12 protein-coding genes are annotated in these 20,274 nt (G+C 72.1%); 3 read left to right on the top strand and 9 right to left on the bottom strand.

From position 1 onward, the window contains the following. From AB0L34_RS08760 to AB0L34_RS08735, 6 genes are all read right to left on the bottom strand, one after another. The coding region (locus tag AB0L34_RS08760) for a hypothetical protein (RefSeq protein ID WP_363703141.1) at positions 1–781 on the bottom strand (781 nt) is incomplete at its 3' end. 260 nt (positions 782–1,041) lie between these two features. Beyond that, positions 1,042–1,911, bottom strand: coding sequence for an alpha/beta hydrolase (locus tag AB0L34_RS08755; protein ID WP_363703139.1), 870 nt, complete (start codon positions 1,909–1,911; stop codon positions 1,042–1,044). Between the two features lie 381 nt (positions 1,912–2,292). After that, on the bottom strand, positions 2,293–2,787 hold the full coding sequence (locus AB0L34_RS08750; RefSeq protein WP_357454297.1) for an enediyne antibiotic chromoprotein: 495 nt from the start codon (positions 2,785–2,787) through the stop codon (positions 2,293–2,295). Positions 2,788–3,050: 263 nt separating this feature from the next. After that, on the bottom strand, positions 3,051–4,694 hold the full coding sequence (locus tag AB0L34_RS08745) for an AMP-binding protein (RefSeq protein WP_363703137.1): 1,644 nt from the start codon (positions 4,692–4,694) through the stop codon (positions 3,051–3,053). Next, the gene (locus AB0L34_RS08740) at positions 4,691–9,895 is read right to left on the bottom strand and encodes a type I polyketide synthase (protein WP_363703135.1); all 5,205 of its coding nucleotides are present in this window, start codon (positions 9,893–9,895) and stop codon (positions 4,691–4,693) included. Before AB0L34_RS08740 ends, AB0L34_RS08745 begins: the two co-directional genes overlap by 4 nt. Before the next feature lie 68 nt (positions 9,896–9,963). After that, a complete protein-coding gene (locus tag AB0L34_RS08735) occupies positions 9,964–11,010 on the bottom strand; it encodes a methyltransferase (protein ID WP_363703133.1) in 1,047 nt (348 codons plus the stop codon). Positions 11,011–11,319: 309 nt separating this feature from the next. Here AB0L34_RS08735 and AB0L34_RS08730 point away from each other — a divergent pair, with 309 nt between their 5' ends. Further along, entirely contained in the window at positions 11,320–13,110 is a 1,791-nt protein-coding gene (locus AB0L34_RS08730; RefSeq protein WP_363703131.1) for an FAD-dependent monooxygenase, read from the top strand. 146 nt (positions 13,111–13,256) lie between these two features. Here the strand turns inward: AB0L34_RS08730 and AB0L34_RS08725 are convergent, their stop codons facing one another. The 3 genes from AB0L34_RS08725 to AB0L34_RS08715 all read right to left on the bottom strand — a co-directional run bounded on the left by AB0L34_RS08725 (position 13,257) and on the right by AB0L34_RS08715 (position 15,239). Beyond that, positions 13,257–14,198, bottom strand: coding sequence for an alpha/beta hydrolase (locus tag AB0L34_RS08725; protein WP_363703129.1), 942 nt, complete (start codon positions 14,196–14,198; stop codon positions 13,257–13,259). A 439-nt stretch (positions 14,199–14,637) separates the two neighbouring features. Beyond that, the gene (locus AB0L34_RS08720; protein ID WP_357454315.1) at positions 14,638–14,883 is read right to left on the bottom strand and encodes a hypothetical protein; all 246 of its coding nucleotides are present in this window, start codon (positions 14,881–14,883) and stop codon (positions 14,638–14,640) included. Between the two features lie 80 nt (positions 14,884–14,963). Continuing rightward, positions 14,964–15,239, bottom strand: a complete 276-nt coding sequence (locus AB0L34_RS08715; RefSeq protein WP_363703127.1) for a phosphopantetheine-binding protein — start codon at positions 15,237–15,239, stop codon at positions 14,964–14,966. Positions 15,240–15,428: 189 nt separating this feature from the next. On the opposite strand from AB0L34_RS08715, the gene AB0L34_RS08710 reads away from it, so the two are divergent. Both AB0L34_RS08710 and cmdF read left to right on the top strand, forming a co-directional pair. Beyond that, a complete protein-coding gene (locus AB0L34_RS08710) occupies positions 15,429–18,638 on the top strand; it encodes an AMP-binding protein (RefSeq protein WP_363703125.1) in 3,210 nt (1,069 codons plus the stop codon). A 6-nt stretch (positions 18,639–18,644) separates the two neighbouring features. Continuing rightward, positions 18,645–20,255: a tyrosine 2,3-aminomutase gene (gene cmdF, locus AB0L34_RS08705; protein ID WP_363703123.1), complete on the top strand. Its 1,611-nt coding sequence runs from the start codon at positions 18,645–18,647 to the stop codon at positions 20,253–20,255. Positions 20,256–20,274 lie beyond the last annotated feature (19 nt).

The raw sequence follows: 20,274 nt of genomic DNA, 5'->3' as shown, positions 1-20,274 counted from the left end.
TCACCGGACTCACCGACGAGGTCCTCCCGACCACCGAGTGTGAGGCCCGCTCGTAGACGGTGGAGACCGACTCGGTGGCCAGCTGCTCCGTCGGCTCGACGGACCAGATCAGCACGTCCCCGTCAGCGGCCAGGGTGAGCTGGGCCTCACACTCGGTGGTCGGGAGGACCTCGTCGTTGAGTCCGGTGAACGACGGCAGGATCGTCGTGAGGGTAGAGGCGAAGGTGCGGGCGCCGTCCAGCGGCAGCGCCTTGTGCTCGGCGTAGGAGATGCTGCCCTTCAGCGGCTCACCCTTGCCGGTCTCCAGCAGGATGGTGCCGGCGCTGCAGGTGCGCAGCACCTCGGCCACCTTGTCGATCGCCGCGTCGGCGCCGCCGGGGATCTGGAACACGGCGGTCATGAAGTACCGCTGGAGGCTGTCCGGCGCGGCCTCCACCGATCGCTCGCCCGACTGCATGTAGCCCTCGACCCCGCTGAGGTCGCCAAGGGCATCGGTCATGTTCAGGCAGCCCTTGGGCTCGGACGTGAGACCAGGACCGGACTCGAACTGACCGGTCGCCACTGCCTCCTTGATGGTGATGGTGGGCTGGATGGACGCCGACTTCGCGTCCAGACCGTCGGCGGGAAGGAGCTGCCGGAGCTCCGACGATTCGAAGTGCATCGGGGCCGCCGCGGTGTCGCCGGACTCGGCGCTGGCCGCCCCGTTCCCCGCCAGGAACAGCGTGGTGAGGGCCGCCATCGCCACTGCGGCGAGTGCGACGACGGTACGCTTCTTGCGCATGTTTTCTCCATTTTTTCGGGTAACGTTGACCGGTGACCGCCTGAACAGCGGAATTCACCCGAGGCGTTCGGCCGCCCTCCCGATTCTCTCGCCTCTCCACCAGTATGTGGTTCGTCCGGACCGTTTTCCCCTCCCGTATTGCTCACCGGTTAGGGCGTGTGGAGTTCGCGATTCGTGTCGGATTAGTTATTGATTCAGGAGCGTAATCAAGGCGAGCACAAGGGGTGGCATTCCCTCGCGGCGAACCGCTCTCGGGGCCGTCACCACGTCGGGGGCGTGCCTGTCGCAGGGGGGCGTGACCGGAGAAGCTCGTGGAGCGCCTCGGCGAACTCGTACGGGTGGGTGACGTGCCCGAGGTGGCCGCCGGGAAGGTCGACCATCCCGACCTCCAGCAGCCGCGCCAGCTCCTTGTTGGGGCGGTAGGCGTACTGCTCCCGGGAGGTGGTGCCGCCGGCCAGCACCAGCTTGTCGCGGTGTCGGCGCAGCGCCCCCAGGTCGGGCTGGAAGGCTGGGAAGCTGCGGGTCTCGTGCTCGAACCAGAACACCTCGTTGCGGCGGAGCCTGGTGAGCAGTTCCTCGAGTTGCTGCGGCGGAAGCCGGGCGTCCTCGGGTGGCCGGGTCTCACCTTCCAGGCCGACGTGGTCCCGGAAAACCGCCTTGGCGGCGGCGACGCCGGACTCCCGGTAGGTGACGTACAGGCTCTCGTAGAAACTCAACCAGCGCGGGGCATCCGGCAGAACCGACGCCAGGGGTGGCTCGTGGGCGACCAGGGTGCGCAGGCGGTTCGGACGCGTCTGCAGCAGGGCCAGTGCCACGATGCCGCCTGAGCAGGTACCAAACACGTCGGCGGGCTCGTCGGACACGTGGTCGAGCAGCGCAACCGCATCCTGCGCGTCGACGAGAACCCGTCGATCATCCGCCACCGCGTCGAAGACCGGGCTTCGGGAGAAGCCGCGCCGGTCGTAGGTGATGACCGTGTGGTGGGCGGCGAGGGAGTCGGCCAGTGGCCCGAACGGGGTGGCGTCCCCGTTCCCGGTGGGAATGCACAGCAGCGGCGGCCCGTCGCCACGGAGCTCGAAATAGAGGGTGGCGCCGGGAACGTCGATGGTGCCCCGTCGTGGTGGGCGCATGTGAACCTCCTGGGAGGAGTGCTGGGACGCCGACGCGGCTCGCGGCCCTGGCCTGGCGACGCCGGGCGGTCGCCTGCCTCCCCAGGCCGACCGGAGCGTGCCGAAACGTCGACACCTGGTCGGCCCGGCGCTGCTCGGCAGTGGCTGCGGGCTCGGCGGAGCGGGCCCGCCGACGGCGTCGGGTCCGGCCGTCGGCCGCCAGTCGACGGTAGGTCCGGCGGTGCGGCCGGACATCTTCGTGAATGCGTGGAGGCGGCGGCGCGCCAGCGTCCGCTGCACGCCAGCCCTCGGAAGCGGCGTGGAACGGCTCCGAGGCGCCTAAAAAAGGCTGTTCCGGGTCACGCGGAACGTGACCCGGAACAGCGTTTGTGCGGCTTGCGATTACTTGAACGAAATTGCCGCGCCGGCGCCCTCGCCGAGGTCGTTGAACATGCCGATGCCGCACGGCACGGCCTTGCAGTCAACGGTGCCCCACGGAATGTTCTCCGGGCCCAGCGTGCCCTGGTAGACCTGCCGGACCGTCAGCTTGGCGCTCAGGTTGCCCGAGCTGGACGAGCTGACGTGAATGGTCTCGGCGCCGTTGCACGGAAGGGTTTCGCCGATGATCGCGCACTGACCGATGTGGTACACGGTGCTCGGCCGGAGGCCGGTGGCGGCAATGGTCACTGCCGTCCCGTCGACCAGGTTGCTCGACGGCGTGATGGTGACCTTGGCGGTGGCGGCGGAGACGCCGTCCTTCGGGGCGCTGACCGCCGGCGCCGAGGCGGCAACGGTGAGACCGAGGGCCGCCACGGCGCTGAGGCCGAGGGCGGACAGGGCGGTACGGTTCCAGTTCCTGACGGTCACGCGAAACTCCAATTCGTGGATGTCGGGCACACTTCTGGCAGGACCGGTCGTTTTGCACCCGAGGGAACGGGTAGGTGATGCGACGCGACGGGACGAACAGTGCACCCGTGTCTTGGCGTATTGACGACCGCCGAGCCGCATCATGAGCGCTCTAACAGTTATGACGACGGGCCGGCCGGCGATTGATCGGTCTGCGGCCAGAAATTTGTGCGGCCGTCTCGCCGCCGCGGCCGGGGGCGGCGGGACCAGGGTGCGACCGGCGGGCCCAGGGCAGGCCGCGCGAGGCTTCGGCGCTACGCAGCCCGGGTCAGGAGCAGCCGCAGCGCCTTCTTGTCCGGTTTTCCGAGCGGGGTGTGCGGCAGGTCGTCCAGGACGACGAGACGCTCCGGCACCTTGAACGTCGCGAGCCCCCGCTCCGTCAGCGCCGCGGCCACCCGGTCCAGGGTCAGCTCGCGTCCCGGATGCAGGCGGACGACGAGGCAGACCCGTTCCCCGACGACGGCGTCGGGCACCGACACGGCCGCAGCCTCGGCGACATCCGGGATGTCCTGCGCCAGCGTCTCGATCTCGGCGGCGGAGATCTTCTCACCTGCCCGGTTGATCACGTCCTTCACCCGGCCACAGACCACAAGGTTTCCTCGCGGGGTGATGCGCACGAGGTCCCCGGTGCGGTACCAGCCGTCGGGCGTGTAGGAGACGGCGTTCTGCTCGGGCGCCCGGTAGTAGCCGCGCGGGGTGTACGGGCCTCGGACGAGCAGCTCCCCAACCGCACCGGGCGGCACGGGCCGGCCCGTCATGGGGTGGACCACGAGCAACTCGTCGAACGGGCTGAGCGGGCGCCCCTGCGTCGTGTTCGCGACGGAGCGGGGCGCGTCGACCGGGGTGTAGCAGACCAGACCCTCCGCCATCCCGTAGACCTGTTGCAGCTCGCAGCCGAGGGCCGGGCCGATGGCGCCGGCGACCTCCGGCGAGAGCATCGACCCGCCGACGTGGATGTGCCGCAGGCTGGACAGGTCACGACCGCTGCCGTCCACGGCCTCCATCCATCTGATCGCCACCGCCGGCACCACCGACGTCGCGGTGACCCCTTCCGCCTCGATGGCGGCGAACGCCTGCTCGGGGCGGGGCGACGACAGCATGACGACCCGCCCGCCGCGGTGCAGGGTCCCCAGCACTCCGGGGTTCGCCAACGGGAAGTTGTGCCCGACCGGCAGCACCGCCAGGTACACCGTCTGGCGGCTGAACCGGCAGACATCGGCGCACCGCCGGATGTTGTACTCGTAGTCGTCGTGCGTGCGAGCGATGACTTTCGGTACTGCGGTGGTGCCACCGGAGAGCAGGAAGAGCGCCACGTCGGCAGCGGACGGGGCCAGTCCGTCCAGCCGCCGGCGCCGCGCCTCGACGTCACCGCCGCAGCGCATGAGGGACCGTACGTCGACGCTGTGCGGTCGGACGTCGGCGCCGACCACGAGGACGGCCGCGCCGTCCGGCAGGCCGGCTGCCACCTGGTGTGCCAGGGCCTGGTGGTCGTAGCCGCGCCAGGTGTCCGGTACGACCAGTGCCCGCGCCTCGACGTGTCCGGCGATCGCGGTGAGCTCGTGCGCTCGGTGCTGCGGGAGCATCATCACGGGCACCACCCCCGCTCGGAAGCAGGCGAGGGTGACGACGACGAACTCCCAGCAGTTCGGCAGCTGCACCAGGACGCTGTCGCCGCGGCGGAGCCCGTGCTCGATCAGCTGCTCGGCCAGGCCGTCGCTCAGCACAGCGAGTTCCCGGTACGTCAGCCGCCGGTCGCCGTCGACCACGGCCACGTGGTCGCCCCACGCGTCCGCCCAGTCCCACAGATACGCCCCGAGTGGGCGGCCCCGCCAGCAGTCGGCCGTCCGGTACGCGTAGGCGAGATCCTCCGGCCAGGGTACGGTGCCCTCGTCGATCACGGCTTGACTCCTTCCGTAGGGGCGGCCGTCGGCCCCAGCCGGGCGGCCAGGTACGTGGCGATGGCGTCCACGGTGGGTTGGTCCCAGAGCAGGGTCGCGGGCAGCGCGAGCCGGAACTCCCGTTCCAGCGCGTACCGGATCCGTGTGGTCATCACCGAGTCCAGGCCCATCTCCGACAGGGGGCGGTGAGGGTCGACGTCGAGGACGGGCAACCGGGTCTCGTCGGCAACCTGTTCGCTGATCCGCAGGGACAGGTGCGCGTGCAGCGCGGCGTCGTCCAGGCCGGTCCACGACGGAGCCGTCGTGTCGGCCGCCTCTCCGGCGGGGGAGACGGTCGTCAGCTCGTCGAGCAGGGGTGGGCGCCGCCCGGCCGGGGAGCCCGGCAGAACGCGCAACACGGCCGCCTCGCCGAGGCCGTACCGCTCCACGAGGTCCCAGGAGGCGAACGCCTCGGCCGCACTGATGTCCGCGGTGCCCCGGGCGGCCAGTTCGGCGTCGATCACCTCCGAGGAGGTGGACATGCCGAGCCCACGCCAGGACGTCCAGGCGATGCTTCGCGTTCCGCTGTCGCCCGCTGCGCGTCGGTGTCGCGCGAGACCGTCGAGGAAGGCGTTGCCCGCGGCGTAGCTGCCCTGCCCGGGCAGGCCGAGGAGTTGACCCGCCGAGGAGAAGAGCACGAAGAAGTCCACGCTGCCGGGCGGGAAGATGTCATGCAGGGCCAGCGCCCCCGCGACCTTCGGCCGTAGCACGTGACGCAGTGACGCCTCGTCGAGTGCGTCGACCGTGCGGTTGTCGATCACCCCTGCGGCGTGCACGACGCCGCGGACGGGAGGCAGCCCGAGCGCGGCCGGCCGCAGCAGTCGCGCGGCGGCGTGCCGGTCGGCGATGTCGACCGGCACCACGGCGACCGTGACACCGGAACGCTCGAGTGCCCGGATGGTCTCGACCGCTGCCCGCTGCCCGGGGTCGGTCAGGTCGTCCCACGCGTCACGCCGGGGCAGGCCACGGCGACCGGCCAGCACGATGCGGCGCGCGCCACGCGTCGCCAGCCAGGACGCCACCTGCAGGCCCAGGGTCCCCAGCCCGCCGGTGACCAGGTACGTGCCGTCCGGCCGGCAGATCGCCGGTGAGGCGTCGGCGGCGCCCTCACCGGTACGCAGGCGTGGCACCGAGACGATCCCGTCCCGGATGACGATGACGTCTTCGCCGTGGCTGTCCCCGATGATCTCCACGAGCGTCGACAGGTCGCCCGGCGACGCGCCGACGTCGACGACACCGCCCCAGAGCTCCGGATGCTCACCACCGACGATCCTGCCCAGACCCCAGAGAGCCGCGTGGCCGAGAGCCCCGCTGTCCGTGCAGCCGACCACGCCCTGGGTCAGGCACCAGAGGCGTGCGGGCCGCGCCGCACCGGCCCCCGCCAGCCGCTGTGCGGTCCGGGTGAGCAGCCAGGTGTTCTCGTCGACCGACCCGACCACGTCGTCGGGGCGCGTGCGGGCGGGCACGACGAGGACCGCCGTGCCGTCGGTCAGGTCCGTGCCGGCGAGGTGGTCCGGGTCGGAGACGTGCCTCCACGGGATGCCCGTGCCCTCCAGGCGGGCGGCCAGTCCGTCGCTCAGCGATGTGCCCGGGCCGACCAGGACCACCGCCCCCGGGCGGTGCCCGACCAGCCGGGGTGCGGACCGCCAGACGGTCTGGTGCACCAGACCCGTCGGGGTGTCGCCCTGGTGCACGTCAAGGTCGAGTACCCCGTACCGCAGGCCGGTCAGCCGGCCGACCGTCTCGCCGTACGAGTTGACGATCTCCACCTCGACGACGTCGTCGGCCGCTGTGCGCACGACGATCCGCGCCTGGGCGACCGCCGCCGGCGAGAGCGTGACCCGGTGGATGTGCGCGGGCATCCGGAGGGTGGCCGGCCCGGGAAAGACCACCGACGCGATCGACAGCGCAGCGTCGAGCATCGGCGCCCACCCGCGCGATGTCCGTTCACCGTTCTCGACATCGACGTCCGCGACCATGCCGTCCACGGTTCGGCCGATGCGACGGACGACCCAACGGAAACCCATGGCGGCGACACCGAGCGAGGCCAGCCGGTCGACGACGAAGTCGTCCGGCAACGCCTCGACCACCCTGGTGGGGTGGCTGCCACCGGCGGGTAGGTCCAGGTGTGTGTCGATGGTGGCCACGGTGTGCGTGACCCAGCCCTCGTCCTCGTCGTCGGCGCCGTCCGCGAGGATCCGCGAGCTGAGTCGGAGCGTCTCGCCCTGACGGACCACCTGGACCTCCCGCGGCCGGGTCACGCTGACCGGTACCCGCAGAGCGAGGTCTGCCAGGTCGACCCAGCCCCGATCCGTTGCGGCGGAGAAGAAGGTGTTGAGCAGCACCGCGGCGGGGACGATCTCCACGTCCCGCACCGGATGGTCCCCGGGGTACGGACGGGAGCCGTGGTCGAGGCGGGTTGACCAGAACTCGGTCCTGTCGGCCCCACGCACCACCGTGCGCCCACCGAGCAGTGTGTGGCTGCGCGGGTCGTGCCGCCTCGTCACCCCCGGCGTCGGTGCCGGCTCCGGCGCCCAGTGCCGCCTGCGCTGCCACGCCTGGGTCGGCAGGTCGGCGAGGTCACCGACGGACCACAGGGCTGACCAGTCAACGGCCGCGCCGTGGCAGTACAGCTCGCCCAGGCCCGTCAGCAGGGCCTCATGTGCCGGCCGGCCCCGGCGCAGCGAGTACGCCACCCGGCCGTCGTCGATCCCGAGGCTGTCCAGGGCTTCGCTGATCGAGTGTGCGACGACGGGGTGCGCGGAGATCTCCAGGAAGAGCCGGTGACCGTCCTCGGCAGCGGCGGCGACGGCCTGCGCGAAGCGCACCGAGCCGCGCAGGTTCGCCGCCCAGTAGGCGCCGTCCCGCGCGGCGGTCGAGCGGGGGTCGGAGAGGGCCGTCGTGTAGGTCGGGACCACTGGCGCCGCAGGTGGAAGGTCGGCGGCGGCGGCCTCCAGCGGGTCCAGGAGCGGATCCATGTGCGGACTGTGGAACGCCACGTCCGACTGGATCGGCCGGACCGTCACCCCGTCTGCGAGCCACCGCTGCGCGACGTCGGCGATGCCCGCGACGTCACCGGAGAGCACCGACCATTCGGGGGACGCGGCGATCGCGACGACCACGTCGTCCCGTTCGCCCAGCCGGCGTACCGCCTCGTCGAATCCGACGTTCACCATGACCATGGCGCCGGCCCCGGCGACCTCCCGCAGGAGCAGCGAGCGGCGGCAGACCAGGCGGGCGCCCTGCTCCAGGGTGAGCATGCCGGCGGTGACCGCGGCGGCGATCTCCCCCACGGAGTGACCTATGACGGCGGCGGGACGCAGTCCCATCGCCCGCCACGTCGCCGCCAGCGCGACCTGGACGGCGAAGATCATCGGCTGGATCACGTCCACCGGTTGCGGACGGTCGTCGAGGAGAACGGACCGTGGCGAGAGACCCAGCTCCGCCCTGAACACCGGGTCGAGTTGGTCGAGCACGTCGGCGAACGGGGCGTCGTCGATCAGGTCGCGGGCCATGCCGGTCCACTGTGAGCCGTGTCCCGAGAACACCCAGACGACGCCCCGGTCACCGCCGGCCGGTGCCGCGCCGGTCACGCAGCCCCGACCGGTGGCCGCGTACTCCCGCAGTGCCTCGACCAGGCCGGTCCGGTCGGTGGCGACCACGGCGGCGCGATGGGTGAGATGGCTGCGTCCGAGCGCGAGGGTGTGGCCGACGTCCGTGGCGGTCAGGGCCGGGTCATCCGTGAGTCGCCTGGCGAGCCGGTCGGCGTTCTGCCGGAGGGCGGCAGGGCTGGCCCCCGACAACGGGTGGAGGAGGGGACGGGGTGACTCGCCGTCGCCCTCGCCGTTGGCGTTGCGGCGGACCGGCGTATCGGCTCCGTCGATAATGAGGTGGGCGATGGTGCCGCCGTAGCCGTACCCGGAGACCGCTGCGCGCCGGGGCGTGTCCGCCTGCGGCCACGGCGTCGGCTCCGTCACCACCCGGAGTCCCGAGGTCTCCCAGGCGACGGCGGGGTTGGGGCGGTGGAGGTGAAGACTCGGTGGCAGCTCGCCGTGCCGGAGGGCGAGTACCGTCTTGATGACGCCGGCGACGCCGGCACCCGCCTCCAGGTGACCGATGTTCGGCTTGACCGAGCCGATCAGCAGCGGTCGGTCCGGCGGCCTGCCGGCCCCGAACACCGACGCCAGCGCACCCGCCTCCAGGGGGTCGCCCACCGGTGTCCCTGTGCCGTGCGCCTCGACGTACTGGACCGTCCGCGGATCTATGCCGGCGTCCCGGCAGGCGCGACGCATCAACTGCTCCTGTGCGTGCCCGTTCGGCGCCATGATGCCGTTGGTCCGGCCGTCCTGCTGGACCGCGCTGCCCCGGACGACGGCCAGGATCCGGTCGTTGTCCCGGCGGGCGTCGGCGAGCCGCTTGAGCACCACGACGCCACCGCCCTCGCCACGGCCGTAGCCGTCCGCGTCCGCGTCGAAGGACTTGCAGCGCCCGTCCGGGGCGGTGGCGCCGGCGGCGTCCAGGACCAGGGTCAGGCCGGGCGCCGCCATCACCAGCACCCCGCCGGCCAGGGCGACGTCGCATTCCCCTGCCCGCAGGGCCTGTGCCGCCAGGTGGATGGCGACCAGGGACGAGGAGCACGCGGTGTCCACGGTCATGCTGGGACCGTGCAGGTCCAGCGCGTACGACACCCGGTTGGCGACGGCGCAGTAGGCCCCTCCGATTCCGGTCCACGCCTCGATGCGGGGGAGGTCCTCCAGCAGCCGCCGCCCGTAGTCGTCCGTGCCGACACCCATGAACACGCCGGCGTCGGTGCCGGCGAGTCCCTTCGGCGGGATGCCCGCGTGCTCCAGGGCCTCCCACGCCAGTTCCAGCACGATGCGTTGCTGCGGATCCATCAGCGCCGCTTCCCGCGGTGTGATCTCGAAGAAGTCGGCGTCGAAGCCGGAGACGTCGGCCAGGAAGGATCCCCGCGTGGTCGCCGTCGCCACCGCTGCGGCGTGCTCCGGGCCCTGGCTGGCGTACCAGCTCCAGCGGTCGTCGGGCAGTTCCCCGACGGTGTCCCTGCCGTCACGCAACAACGCCCAGAACTCGTCGGGCGAACTGACGTCTCCGGCGAACCTGCAGGCCATGCCGACGATGGCGATGGGTTCGGTTGAGGTCATGAAGAGGTCTCCTTGACGCGTCGCGAGCGCACGGTTGTCGGAGTCGGTGTGGAGCCGGCGGACGAGCCCTACCGGCGGCCCACGACGAGGGCATGGCTGAACCCCATGTCCTCGTACCGCTCGACGTGCGAGAAGCCCGCATCGAGGGCCGCTTGCTCCATGTCGGCGGCGGAATAGGCCATGCCTTCGCCGGAGGCCAGGGTGAGGAAGTACGGGGAAACCAGCCCGGCGCTCATCGAGCCGGTGCCCGCGTCGTCGGAGACGAAGTTGTAGATGAGGCAGATGCCGCCCTCCGGCAGCGCCGCCCGGCACTTGCGCAGCAGTTCGGTGTTACGTTCCCGGGACCAGATCTCGAAGATGTGGAACACGAACACCGCGTCGGCGCCCTCGGGCAGCGGGTCGGCGAGGATGTCACCGGCGTGGAAACGTACCCGTCGCCGCAGATCCGGATCCTCGATCCGGTCCGCGGCCAGGCGGGTGACGCTCTCCTGGTCGAAGACGGTGACGGTGAGGTGCCGGTAGCGTCGGGCGAGTTCGATCGCGTTCGTCCCGTCGCCACCACCCACGTCGACCGCGTGCCGCACGGTGCTGAAGTCGTAGCGCTCCAACAGCTGCGCGAACGCCTTGCGCGACGCGTCGCCCATGTTGGCGTAGAACACCCGCTGCAGCTCGGGGTGCGCGGTGAGCCGCTCGTAGAGGGTGGTCCCCGGGCCCGGCAGATGACGGAGCCCCACGTTGGTGCCGCGACGTACCGATTCCGCCAGGTCGGGCAGGGCTTGGTTGATCACCTTCGCCTGGACGTCGACGAGCGCTCCCAGGAAGCGGGGGCTCGACCGCAGCAGCTTCCCGCGCGTCATGGCGGTGTTGACGTACGCGTCACCGCGCTTCTCGACCAGCCGCAGCGCACAGAGTCCCAGCAGCATGACGCGGGCAGGCTGCGCCTGGATACCGATCGTCGCGGCCAGGCGTGCCGCGTCCATTCCTCCGCTGCTCTCCAGGTGCTCGAAGATCTCGAGTTCCAGGCTGGTGCGCACCAACTCGAACGCGGTCGTGCCGTGGATCAGCAGTCGGAGGTAGTCGGCTTCCGTCAACGCCACGTGCCGATCGGTGCCCATGGTGCTCCTTCCTGCCCTGCGCAGGGGTTCGGGGGGACGATCCGATCGTGGTGGCGGCGTGTCGCCTCCGGCACCTCCCTGGGTGCCGCGTCGTCGGTGCGCCGCCCGCGGCGATCAGACGCGGACCCGGATCCGGGGAACGCGGACGCCGCCGCCGCACCGGGGAAGATGCCGCCCCGTGCGATCGGCTGCGACGATCCGAACCGGGCCGGACCGTGCCGCGGCGGAAGGTGGTGCGGTCCGGGCCGTACTTCTGCTCGGAATCGTCGGCGCGACCGCGTACGGCGAGAGGAAGCGGTGAGGGCGGACATGGGTGGCGTGACGCGGGTGGCGATCATCGGAGCCGGTCCCGCCGGTCTCCTCCTGGCACGGCTGATCGGCCGCACGCTGCCCGGGGCGACCGTCGACGTCTACGAGCGCAACCGGCGTGCGGACGTGGCCGGCTTCGGCGTCGCGTTGTCCGACCGGACCATGCGGGAGCTCGCGACCTGGGATCCCGAGGTCGCCGAGCGCCTCGGGTGCGTCGTGCGGCCACTGTCCGGCATCGAGCTGCGGCTGCCCGGCGAACGCCTCCGCTACGACGGCTTCCCGATCGCCACGGTCTCCCGCGACACGATGCTGGCGCTTCTGTCGGAGGCGGCACGACGGGTCGGCGCCCGGCTCCACTACGGGCATGACGCCCGCGCCGACCAGTTCGACGCGGACGTGACCGTCCTCGCCAACGGTGCCCGCTCGGCGCAGCGGACGGCCCGTGCCGCAGACTTCGGCACCACTGTGCGCACCGGCGCCGCCCGCTACATCTGGTTGGGCTCGGCCGCCGACATCGGCGACGCCGCCACGATGTTCTTCGTGCCCACCGAGCACGGACCGATGGCCGCGCACGCCTATTCGTGCGGGGACGGGTTGAGCACCGTCGTGGTGGAGCTCGACGAGGTGACCTGGCGTCGGGCGGGTCTTGACGTCCGGTGTCGTCCCGACGGCGTACCGGGCGAAATCAGCGGCGACGGGCTGGCACTGCTCGACGACGTCTTCGCCGACCACCTCGGCGCCCCGCTGGTCAGCAACAGGAGCCGGTGGTCGCGTTTCGACGTCGTGACGAACCAGCGGTGGTCCGACGGCAACCTGGTGCTGGTCGGCGACGCCGCCCACACCGCGCATTTCAGCGTCGCGTCCGGCACCACGATGGCGCTCGCGGATGCGGCTGCGCTTGCCGCCGCGCTGCGCGAGCAGGACACCGTCGCCGACGCGTTCGCCGCGTACGAGCGGGCGCGACGGGGGCGGGTGACCCGCGTGCAGCGTCTGGCGGGACCCAGCATGCGGTGGTGGGAGACCTACGGGCGGCGCCTGCACCTGCCGCCGGCGCAGTTCGGCATGCACTTCATCACGCGGAGCACGGCGATCAGTTATCTCGGCCTGCGCCGTCGCTGTCCCGCCCGCGTCGACGAGGCGGAGGCGGCGTACCGCCGTGCCGCCGGCGTCGACCCGGACGGCCCTGCTCGCAACGCCGTCGCCGAACCGCTGACACGCGGTGCGCTGCGTCTGCCGAACCGGCTCGTCAGTCTCGGGGGACCGGCGTCCGGCGGCACCACCGGTCCGACACCCGGCGCGGGGGACGGGATCGACCCGCGTCCGCGGCCGGTTGCGGAGCTGCACCCGCTCCCGTCCGGATCAGCTCCGACGGCCGACGGCTGGACGGTGGGCACCGAGGGGCGGCTGCTGGTCCGGGGCGTACACGCGCTGAGGATCGTGGCACTGGCACCGCCGGACCCGACGGCGTCCGCGCCGGTCGACGGCGACGGACTGGTCGCCGTCGCCGCGCTCCGCGGGCGCGGCGTCGACGGTGTCCTGCTGTTGCCGGACTTCGGCGTCCCCGGCTGGTGGGACCGGACCGTCGAGTTCGGCGGCCGGATCCGGGCGGAGGCCGGCATGGTGGTCGTCGGCTGCGTGCCGATGGACTGGTCGATCGACCTGTGCCGTGATCCGTCCGTCGACGCGTGGCCGACGCGCATCCACCTGGCGCTGGTGTCGGCCCGTCTGGACCTCGTGGTGCCGTGGCCTTGCTCCGCGACGCGGATGGCTCCGGGCAGCGAGGCGGCGTGACACCACCTCGTGTTCCTCCGGAACACGTCCGGATCGGCCGTGGGCGAACGGCGGTTCGGACGACGCGGCCGGCCGCCGCGCGCCGGTGGGCACGTGACGGCCGGCTGCTGACCTCGTCGGGGCGGACCCCGGCGCGGGCCGGACGATCAGGCGACGCAGTTCGCCAGTTCCGGCGACGGCGGGGTGGCCGTCACGCCGGTGAAGAGGTTGACGCAGGAGATGAGGAACTGCGGGTTCTCTTCGGGGATGAAGTGCCCCGAGTTGGGGGCGACGACCTCGCGTACGTCGTCGGCGACCTGCCGGAACGAGGCCGCGACCCCGGGCCCGAACGTCGCCGCCGAGCCCATCGCCAGGACCGGCATGGCCAGCCGCCGCGCCGCGTTGGCCCGGTTGTTCTCCGCGTCCCCGGCGTACGCGCGGTAGTAGTTGAAGCCCGCCGTCCGGTCGGCCGGGTCCCGGTAGTACTGGTAGTAGACCTCCCTGTCGATGGCGTCGCGGTTGACGCTGAAGTCGAAGATCATGCCCAGGTAGGTCGACACGTCCTCGTTGTCGAGGATCCGCTCGGGGATCGGCGAGGGCGCCGCGTTGAACAGGAAGTGGAAGCTGAGGGTGTAGGCGTCCTCCAGGCCGAATCCGGACAGCGTCGAGTCGAGCACCGCGAGCCGCGTGACCTCGGTGGGGAACTCGCGGGCGTACGGGTACGCGACCAGCACGCCGACGTCGTGCGCGAGGATCGAGACCTGACGGTGTCCGAGGGCGTGCACCGCCTGACGGATGCGCTGCGCGGTGGTCACCTTGTCGTATCCGCCGGCGAAGGAGCTGGAATCGCCGAGGCCCGGCAGGTCGAACGCGATGACCGTGTGGTTCCGGGCGAGGGCCGGCATGACGTCGTGCCACGCCCACCAGGTCTGCGGCCAGCCGTGCAGGAGCACCAGCGCCGGTCCGGATCCACCCTTGACGTAGTGCAGTTGACCGCCGTCGACCGGCACCATGCCGTGCTGGAAGGACGCGCTGAAACTCGCCTTGCCGATGGTCGGCTCAGCGTAGGTGCCTGCGGCGGAGGAGGACGACGCGCCGACGACGAGCACCGTCGCCGCGACCGCGAGGGACGCGATGCTCCTCCGCCACAGCGATCTCGTCCGGGCGGGGGAGCCAGCGTCGTGCTGCTTTCGCCCACGGCGAAGTGCGGACAATGTCATTGTGCCCCTTTCGGTGTTTGCCGAGCGTCGGGCGCGCCCGAGCCACGACGAGACGCGCTTTTCGGCGCAGAACCGCAGGCTAACGATATGCATAGATGTAGGTCTTAGCCTGACAAGATCCGTCGTTGGCGACGATCTTATGTTTGGCGAAGATAGTCGTCAATTGTCCGTGTGGACCGCCGCCTTTGGCTCACCGGGTCCATGTCGCGATCGCACGGACGAAAAAGCGCCCCGACCGATGACTGGCGGCCGGCGGGCACGTCGGTGGCGCGGTCGCTCCGGGCGTCCGTCCGCGACCGGGCCGGCAGGCGACGGGGGACCGGTCCACTCAGGCGGCCGCCCCCGGTGTGGCCGGACCCGCCATCCGCAACACGGTGTCGCGCCTCGGCTGGGTCGGACGTGGCGGAGCCGGGGGTGGTGTCGACACCACCTCCACGACGTACACGACGTCGTTGGTGCCGATGCCGCCAGCTCCGAACCGCTCCAGCCACGAGTCCGCCGTCGCCGGATCGGTCACCTCGGCAAGTGTCTGGACGTGGCCGGTCTCGATGTCGTACAGCCTGATGGCCAGCATCGCGTGCTCCCTTCTCGCGGCGACGGGGCGTGCCCTGGACCGGGCGGCGTGGGGGAGGGCCGGCCCGGACCCGAGCCCGGCTAGCCGGCGGACTCTGCCTGCCGGATCACCACGTCGGTGAAGGTCCGCAGATCCGGGTCGTCGAAGAGGACGGCGGCGTCGACCTCGATGCCGAGCTCCTCCTCGATCCGGCCGACGATGCGCACAGCGGAGATCGACTGCCCCTGCAGTTCGAGAAAGGTGGCGCCCGGGGACGCCTCGCGGGCGTTGAGGACGTCACGCCAGATGGCGCTGATGCGCCCCTCCAGCTCAGCGGGGTCCCGGGGGTTCGGAGCAGTTCCGGGGACGTCGTTCATTCGTCACCTCTTCCAGGTTGCGCGCTCGGCTCTGCGGTCATCCTGGGCGGTATCGACAGTGGCGCGCATCTCTGCGAATGCGCATTCCGGGAGATCGGCTCCCGACGTACGGCCGGCCGTTCGCCGGTCCCACCTCCACGGCGCATTTCATGAGATGCCGGCCCCGCGGCACCCGCCGAGACTTGCTGCGTGACAACCGACGCTCCAACCACCCCGTCGCGCCTGGCCGCGGCCGCCGCCGACGTGCAGGACGGCATCTGGTACGTCACGCGGCTGCACGCGGACGCCCCCGCCCCGACGGTCCGCCGCGCGTACTGGGTCACCGGCGACATCGACGTCGAGGCCCTGTGCTCGGCCTGGCGGGCGGTGCTCGACCGGCACGAGGCGCTGCGGACGACGGTGGCGACGGTGGACGGCAGGCCCGTCCGGCGTGTCAACCCGGTGCACCGGGACGCCGTCGAGGTGCGAGACGTGCGCGACGGGGCACCGGCCGTGCTGCCGGGCGACCTCGGTGCCGGGCCGTCCGCCCGGATGACCGTCCTCCGAGTCACCCCGCGGCACCACCGCATCGTGCTCGCCGCCCACCAGGCGGTAGCGGACGACGTGTCGATGTCGCTGGTCGCCGGAGAACTGTCGACCGGGTACGCCGACGCCGTCCGCGCTCCCCGCCCGGCGTCCGCACCGCCCCGGCACCACAGCGAGCACCCCCCGCACCGGACGGAGGCAACCATCTGCCGCGAGGCTGCCGACCGGTGGCTCGCCGAGCTGGACCCACCTCCGCCGGCCGCGTCCCTTCCGGTGTACCGGCCCGCCAGCGGAACCCCGACGGTGGCCGACGAGGTGACCTTCGACTGGGAACGGGACCTTTGCACCTCGGTCCGGGCCCTGGCCCGGGCCGAGGGCACCGCGCCCCTGACGATCGTGTTGGCCGCGCTCCAGGTTGCCCTTGGGCGGTACGGCGGCGACGACACGCTGACGGTGGCGATGCCCGTCTGCCTACGCGGGCCGGGCGAGGAGGGCACGGTCGGTCCGCTGTCGACCCTCGTTCCCGTCGTCGGCAGGCTGACCGCCACCACCACGTTCAGGGAGCACCTGCGCCGTACGGCGCGGCGGCGGCGAAGCGCTGAGACGCACGGACGGCTGCCCTTCCCGCGCCTGGTCCGTGGCGTCAATCCGCCCCGCCCCGTCGACGGGATCCCGCTCTGCGACGCGGTGCTCGCCGAGGGCCGGCACCAGGGCACGTCGCTGCGGCTGGCCGGCGCCACCGTCCACGAGCTGAGGACCCCCGCCCACACGCTCCTCGCCGATCTGATGCTCACCGTCTCGCCGGCTGGTCCGTCCCTCGCCGGAACGCTCGCCTACCGCGCCGACCGGATGGGGCGCTCGACCGCGGAGGGGTTGCTCGCGCACCTGCGCACCCTGCTCACGGCGGCCGTCCGCAACCCCGACGTGGCCATCGCCGATCTCCCGCTGGAGACGTCCCGGCAACTCGCGACGGCGGTACGCGACCTGGATGCCACGGCCGATCCGCCGACACCGGCGCGGCCGGTGCCGGATCTGATCCGCGAATGCGCCGAGCGGTTCCCGGAGGCGGTCGCCGTGCGGTGCGAGGAGGAGGGCCTGACCTACGCCGAACTCGTCACCCGGGCGACGGGCCTGGCGGCCTGGCTGCGGGCCCGGGTCCCGGTCACGGACCGCGCCGTCGCCGTCCGGCTGAACATGGGACCGGCGTTGGTGACGGCCTCCCTGGCCGTGTTGCTGGCCGGCGGGCACGTGGTGTGGATGAGCCCGGACGACACCGGGGAACGGGCCGCGATGGTCCTGACCGACCTGAGGCCGGCCGTCGTGCTGCTCGGCGGCGACCCGGCCGACGACCCGCTGGCCGACTGGTACCGGGCTGAGCGGGGCGGACAGGTCCTCGCGCTGCCGACGGAACCGACCGCGCGGGCGGTGGCGACGCCGTGCGACATCGACCTGGCGTCGGCGGCGTACGCCGCGTTCACCTCAGGGTCGACGGGGCGACCGAAGGGTGTCGTCCAGACCCACGCGGCGCTCGCGCAGTTCGCCACCTGGCTCGCGCACATCGGCGGACTCGGACCCGGCTCACGGGTGGCGCAATGGGCCGCCGTCGAGCACGACCCGAGCCTCTGCGAGGTGTTCGCGGCTCTGATCTCCGGTGCGACGCTGGTGCCCGTACCGGGCCGTGTCCGGGCCCACCCCGAGCGGTTCGTGCGCTGGCTCGACCGGGAGGGCGTCACGCTGTTGCAGACCGTGCCGAGCTTCGCCCGCGAGCTGGCGGTCGCGATGGAGCGGGACGGCGCCGTGCCGAATCGCCTGACCCACCTGATCCTGATGGGGGAGGCGCTCGCGGCCAGCCTGGCGAACCAGCTGCGCCGGCTGCTCCCGCACACCCGGCTGTGGAACGTCTACGGGCCGACCGAGACGGTGGCGGCCAGCGCGTACCGGATCGATGCCCTGGTCCGCGGCGAGCGGGTGCCGATCGGCCGGCCGATTCCCGGCCGGCAGGTGCTCGTCGTCGACGAGTGGGACCGCCCCTGCCCCACGGGGGTGACCGGGGAGATCGTCGTCCGTAGTCCGTACGCCGTGCCGGGCTACCTGCCCGGCGCGGACGGGCAGGGGCGGGGCGACGCCGCCTTCCGGCCCCTGCGCGGCGCCGATGCGGCCGCCTCCCCGACGGCGGGTTGCTATCGGACCGGCGATCTCGGACGACGCCGCTTCGACGGCACGCTGGAACATGTCGGCCGGCTGGACCACCAGGTCAAGCTAGCCGGACACCGGCTCGAACTCGCGGCGGTGGAGGCCGTCCTCGCCGAACATCCGCTCGTGGCCGACTGCGCCGTGGCCGCCGTGGCCGACCCGGACGGGCTGGTGAGCCGGCTGGTCGCCTTCGTGGTGGCCCGTCACCGCGGCGACTGGCAGACGCTGGTGACGTCGCTGCGGACGCACCTGCGTCGTCGGTACGGTCCCGTGATCCACCGCGCCTCCTTCGTCGCCCTCGACGGGGTGCCACGCAACGTCGGCGGCAAGGTCGACCGGACCCGGCTCCCGGACCCCGTGCTGGCCGCCGGGTCCGCCGCCGGGCGGGATCCGACCGCGACCGAGCAGGAGATCGGGCGGCTCTGGGCGGAACTGCTGCCGGCCGGGCCGGCGGACGTGCACCACAGCTTCTTCGCCGCGGGCGGCCACTCGCTGCTGTTGGCTCGGCTCGCCCACCGGCTCACCGAGCGCTTCGGCGTGGACGTGTCCGTGGCGGAGCTGGTGACGGCCCCGACGGTGGCTGGCATGGCGGCGCTGGTGCGGGCGGCGGCCGCCGGGTGCGGCGACTCGACAGCCGGTGGAGCGTTCGCTGCTGCCGGGCCAACCACGACGATGGGATGAGAGAGCATGGCTCAGTTCGACAGCGCTGCCAGACCGGTGGTTCTCGACGGCGCCGGACTCACGATCGACGGCGTGCGACAGGTGGCCGAACAGGGCGCACCCTGCGTGGTGCCGGCGGAGTCGCTGGCCCGCGCGGCCGGCAGCCGGCAGCGGTTCGAGGACATCGTGCGGCAGGGCGTCCCGGTCTACGGCGTGACGACCGGGTACGGCGAGATGATCTACATGCTGGTGGACCAGTCCAAGGAGGTTGAGCTCCAGACCAACCTGGTCCGCAGCCACAGCGCCGGCGTCGGTCCGCACTTCTCGGAGGTGGAGGCCAGGGCGATCGTCGCCACCCGGCTCAACGCCCTGGCCAAGGGCTATTCCGCCGTGCGTCCCGAGCTGATCACCCGCCTGGAGCTGTACCTGAACCTCGGCATCACCCCGGCCATCCCGGAGATGGGCTCGCTGGGCGCCAGCGGGGACCTGGCCCCTCTGTCGCACATCGCGAGCACGGTGCTGGGCGAGGGTTACGTGCTGCGCGACGGCCGGCCGGTGCCGGCCGGGGAGGTGCTCCGCGAGCACGACATCACGCCGATGGAGCTGCGGTTCAAGGAAGGCCTCGCGCTCATCAACGGCACCTCCGCGATGACCGGACTCGGTGCCCTGGTGATCGGCCGGGCGACCGAACAGGTCCGCCAGGCCGAGATCGTCGCCGCGCTGGTCATCGAGACCCTGCAGGGATCCACCGGCCCGTTCCTCGCGGAGGGCCACGATCTTGCCAGGCCGCACCCCGGCCAGATCGACTCCGCCGCCAACATGCGTGCGTTGATGAGCGACAGCGGGCTGACCGTCTCGCATGCCAGCCTGCGGCAGCAGCTCGCCGACGAGTGGCAGCCGGACAAGGCGGTGCAGCGGACGAACATCTACATGCAGAAGGCGTACTCCCTGCGGGCGGTGCCGCAGGTGCTGGGCGCGGTGCGGGACACCCTCACCCACGCCCGGTCGACGGTCGAGATCGAGCTGAACTCCGCCAACGACAACCCGCTCTTCTTCGGCAGCGGCGAGGTCTTCCACGGCGCGAACTTCCACGGCCAGCCGGTCGCCTTCGCGATGGACTACGTCACCATCGCCCTGACGCAGCTCGGCGTGCTGTCCGAGCGCCGCACCAACCGCCTGCTGAACCGCCACCTGAACTACGGTCTCCCGGAATTCCTCGTCATGGGCGACCCGGGCCTCAACAGCGGCTTCGCCGGCGCCCAGTACCCGGCCACCGCACTTGTCGCGGAGAACCGCACGATCGGCCCGGCCAGCATCCACAGCATCCCCTCCAACGGCGACAACCAGGACATCGTCAGCATGGGCCTGATCGCCGCCCGCAACGCGCGCCGGGTCCTGGCGAACAACGACACGATCCTGGCCGTGGAACTGCTCGCTGCCGCGCAGGCGGTCGACGTCTCCGGACGGTACGCGCAGCTGAGCCGGGCCGGGCGGGCCGCCTACGAGCTCACCCGATCCATCGCACCCACTCTGCACCGCGACCGCCACATGGCCGACGACATCGCCGCGGTGGCGGCGGCGCTGAGCCGCGCGGACCTTCTCGACGCCGTCCTGCGCGCCGACGTGGTCCTGCGCTGACCGACGAACCCCTGTCCGC

Source organism: Micromonospora sp. NPDC052213 (assembly GCF_040679695.1).
In the GTDB taxonomy this organism is placed as follows: domain Bacteria; phylum Actinomycetota; class Actinomycetes; order Mycobacteriales; family Micromonosporaceae; genus Micromonospora.
Note: the sequence above shows the minus strand (reverse complement) of the source record. Positions and strands in the feature narration are given on the sequence as shown.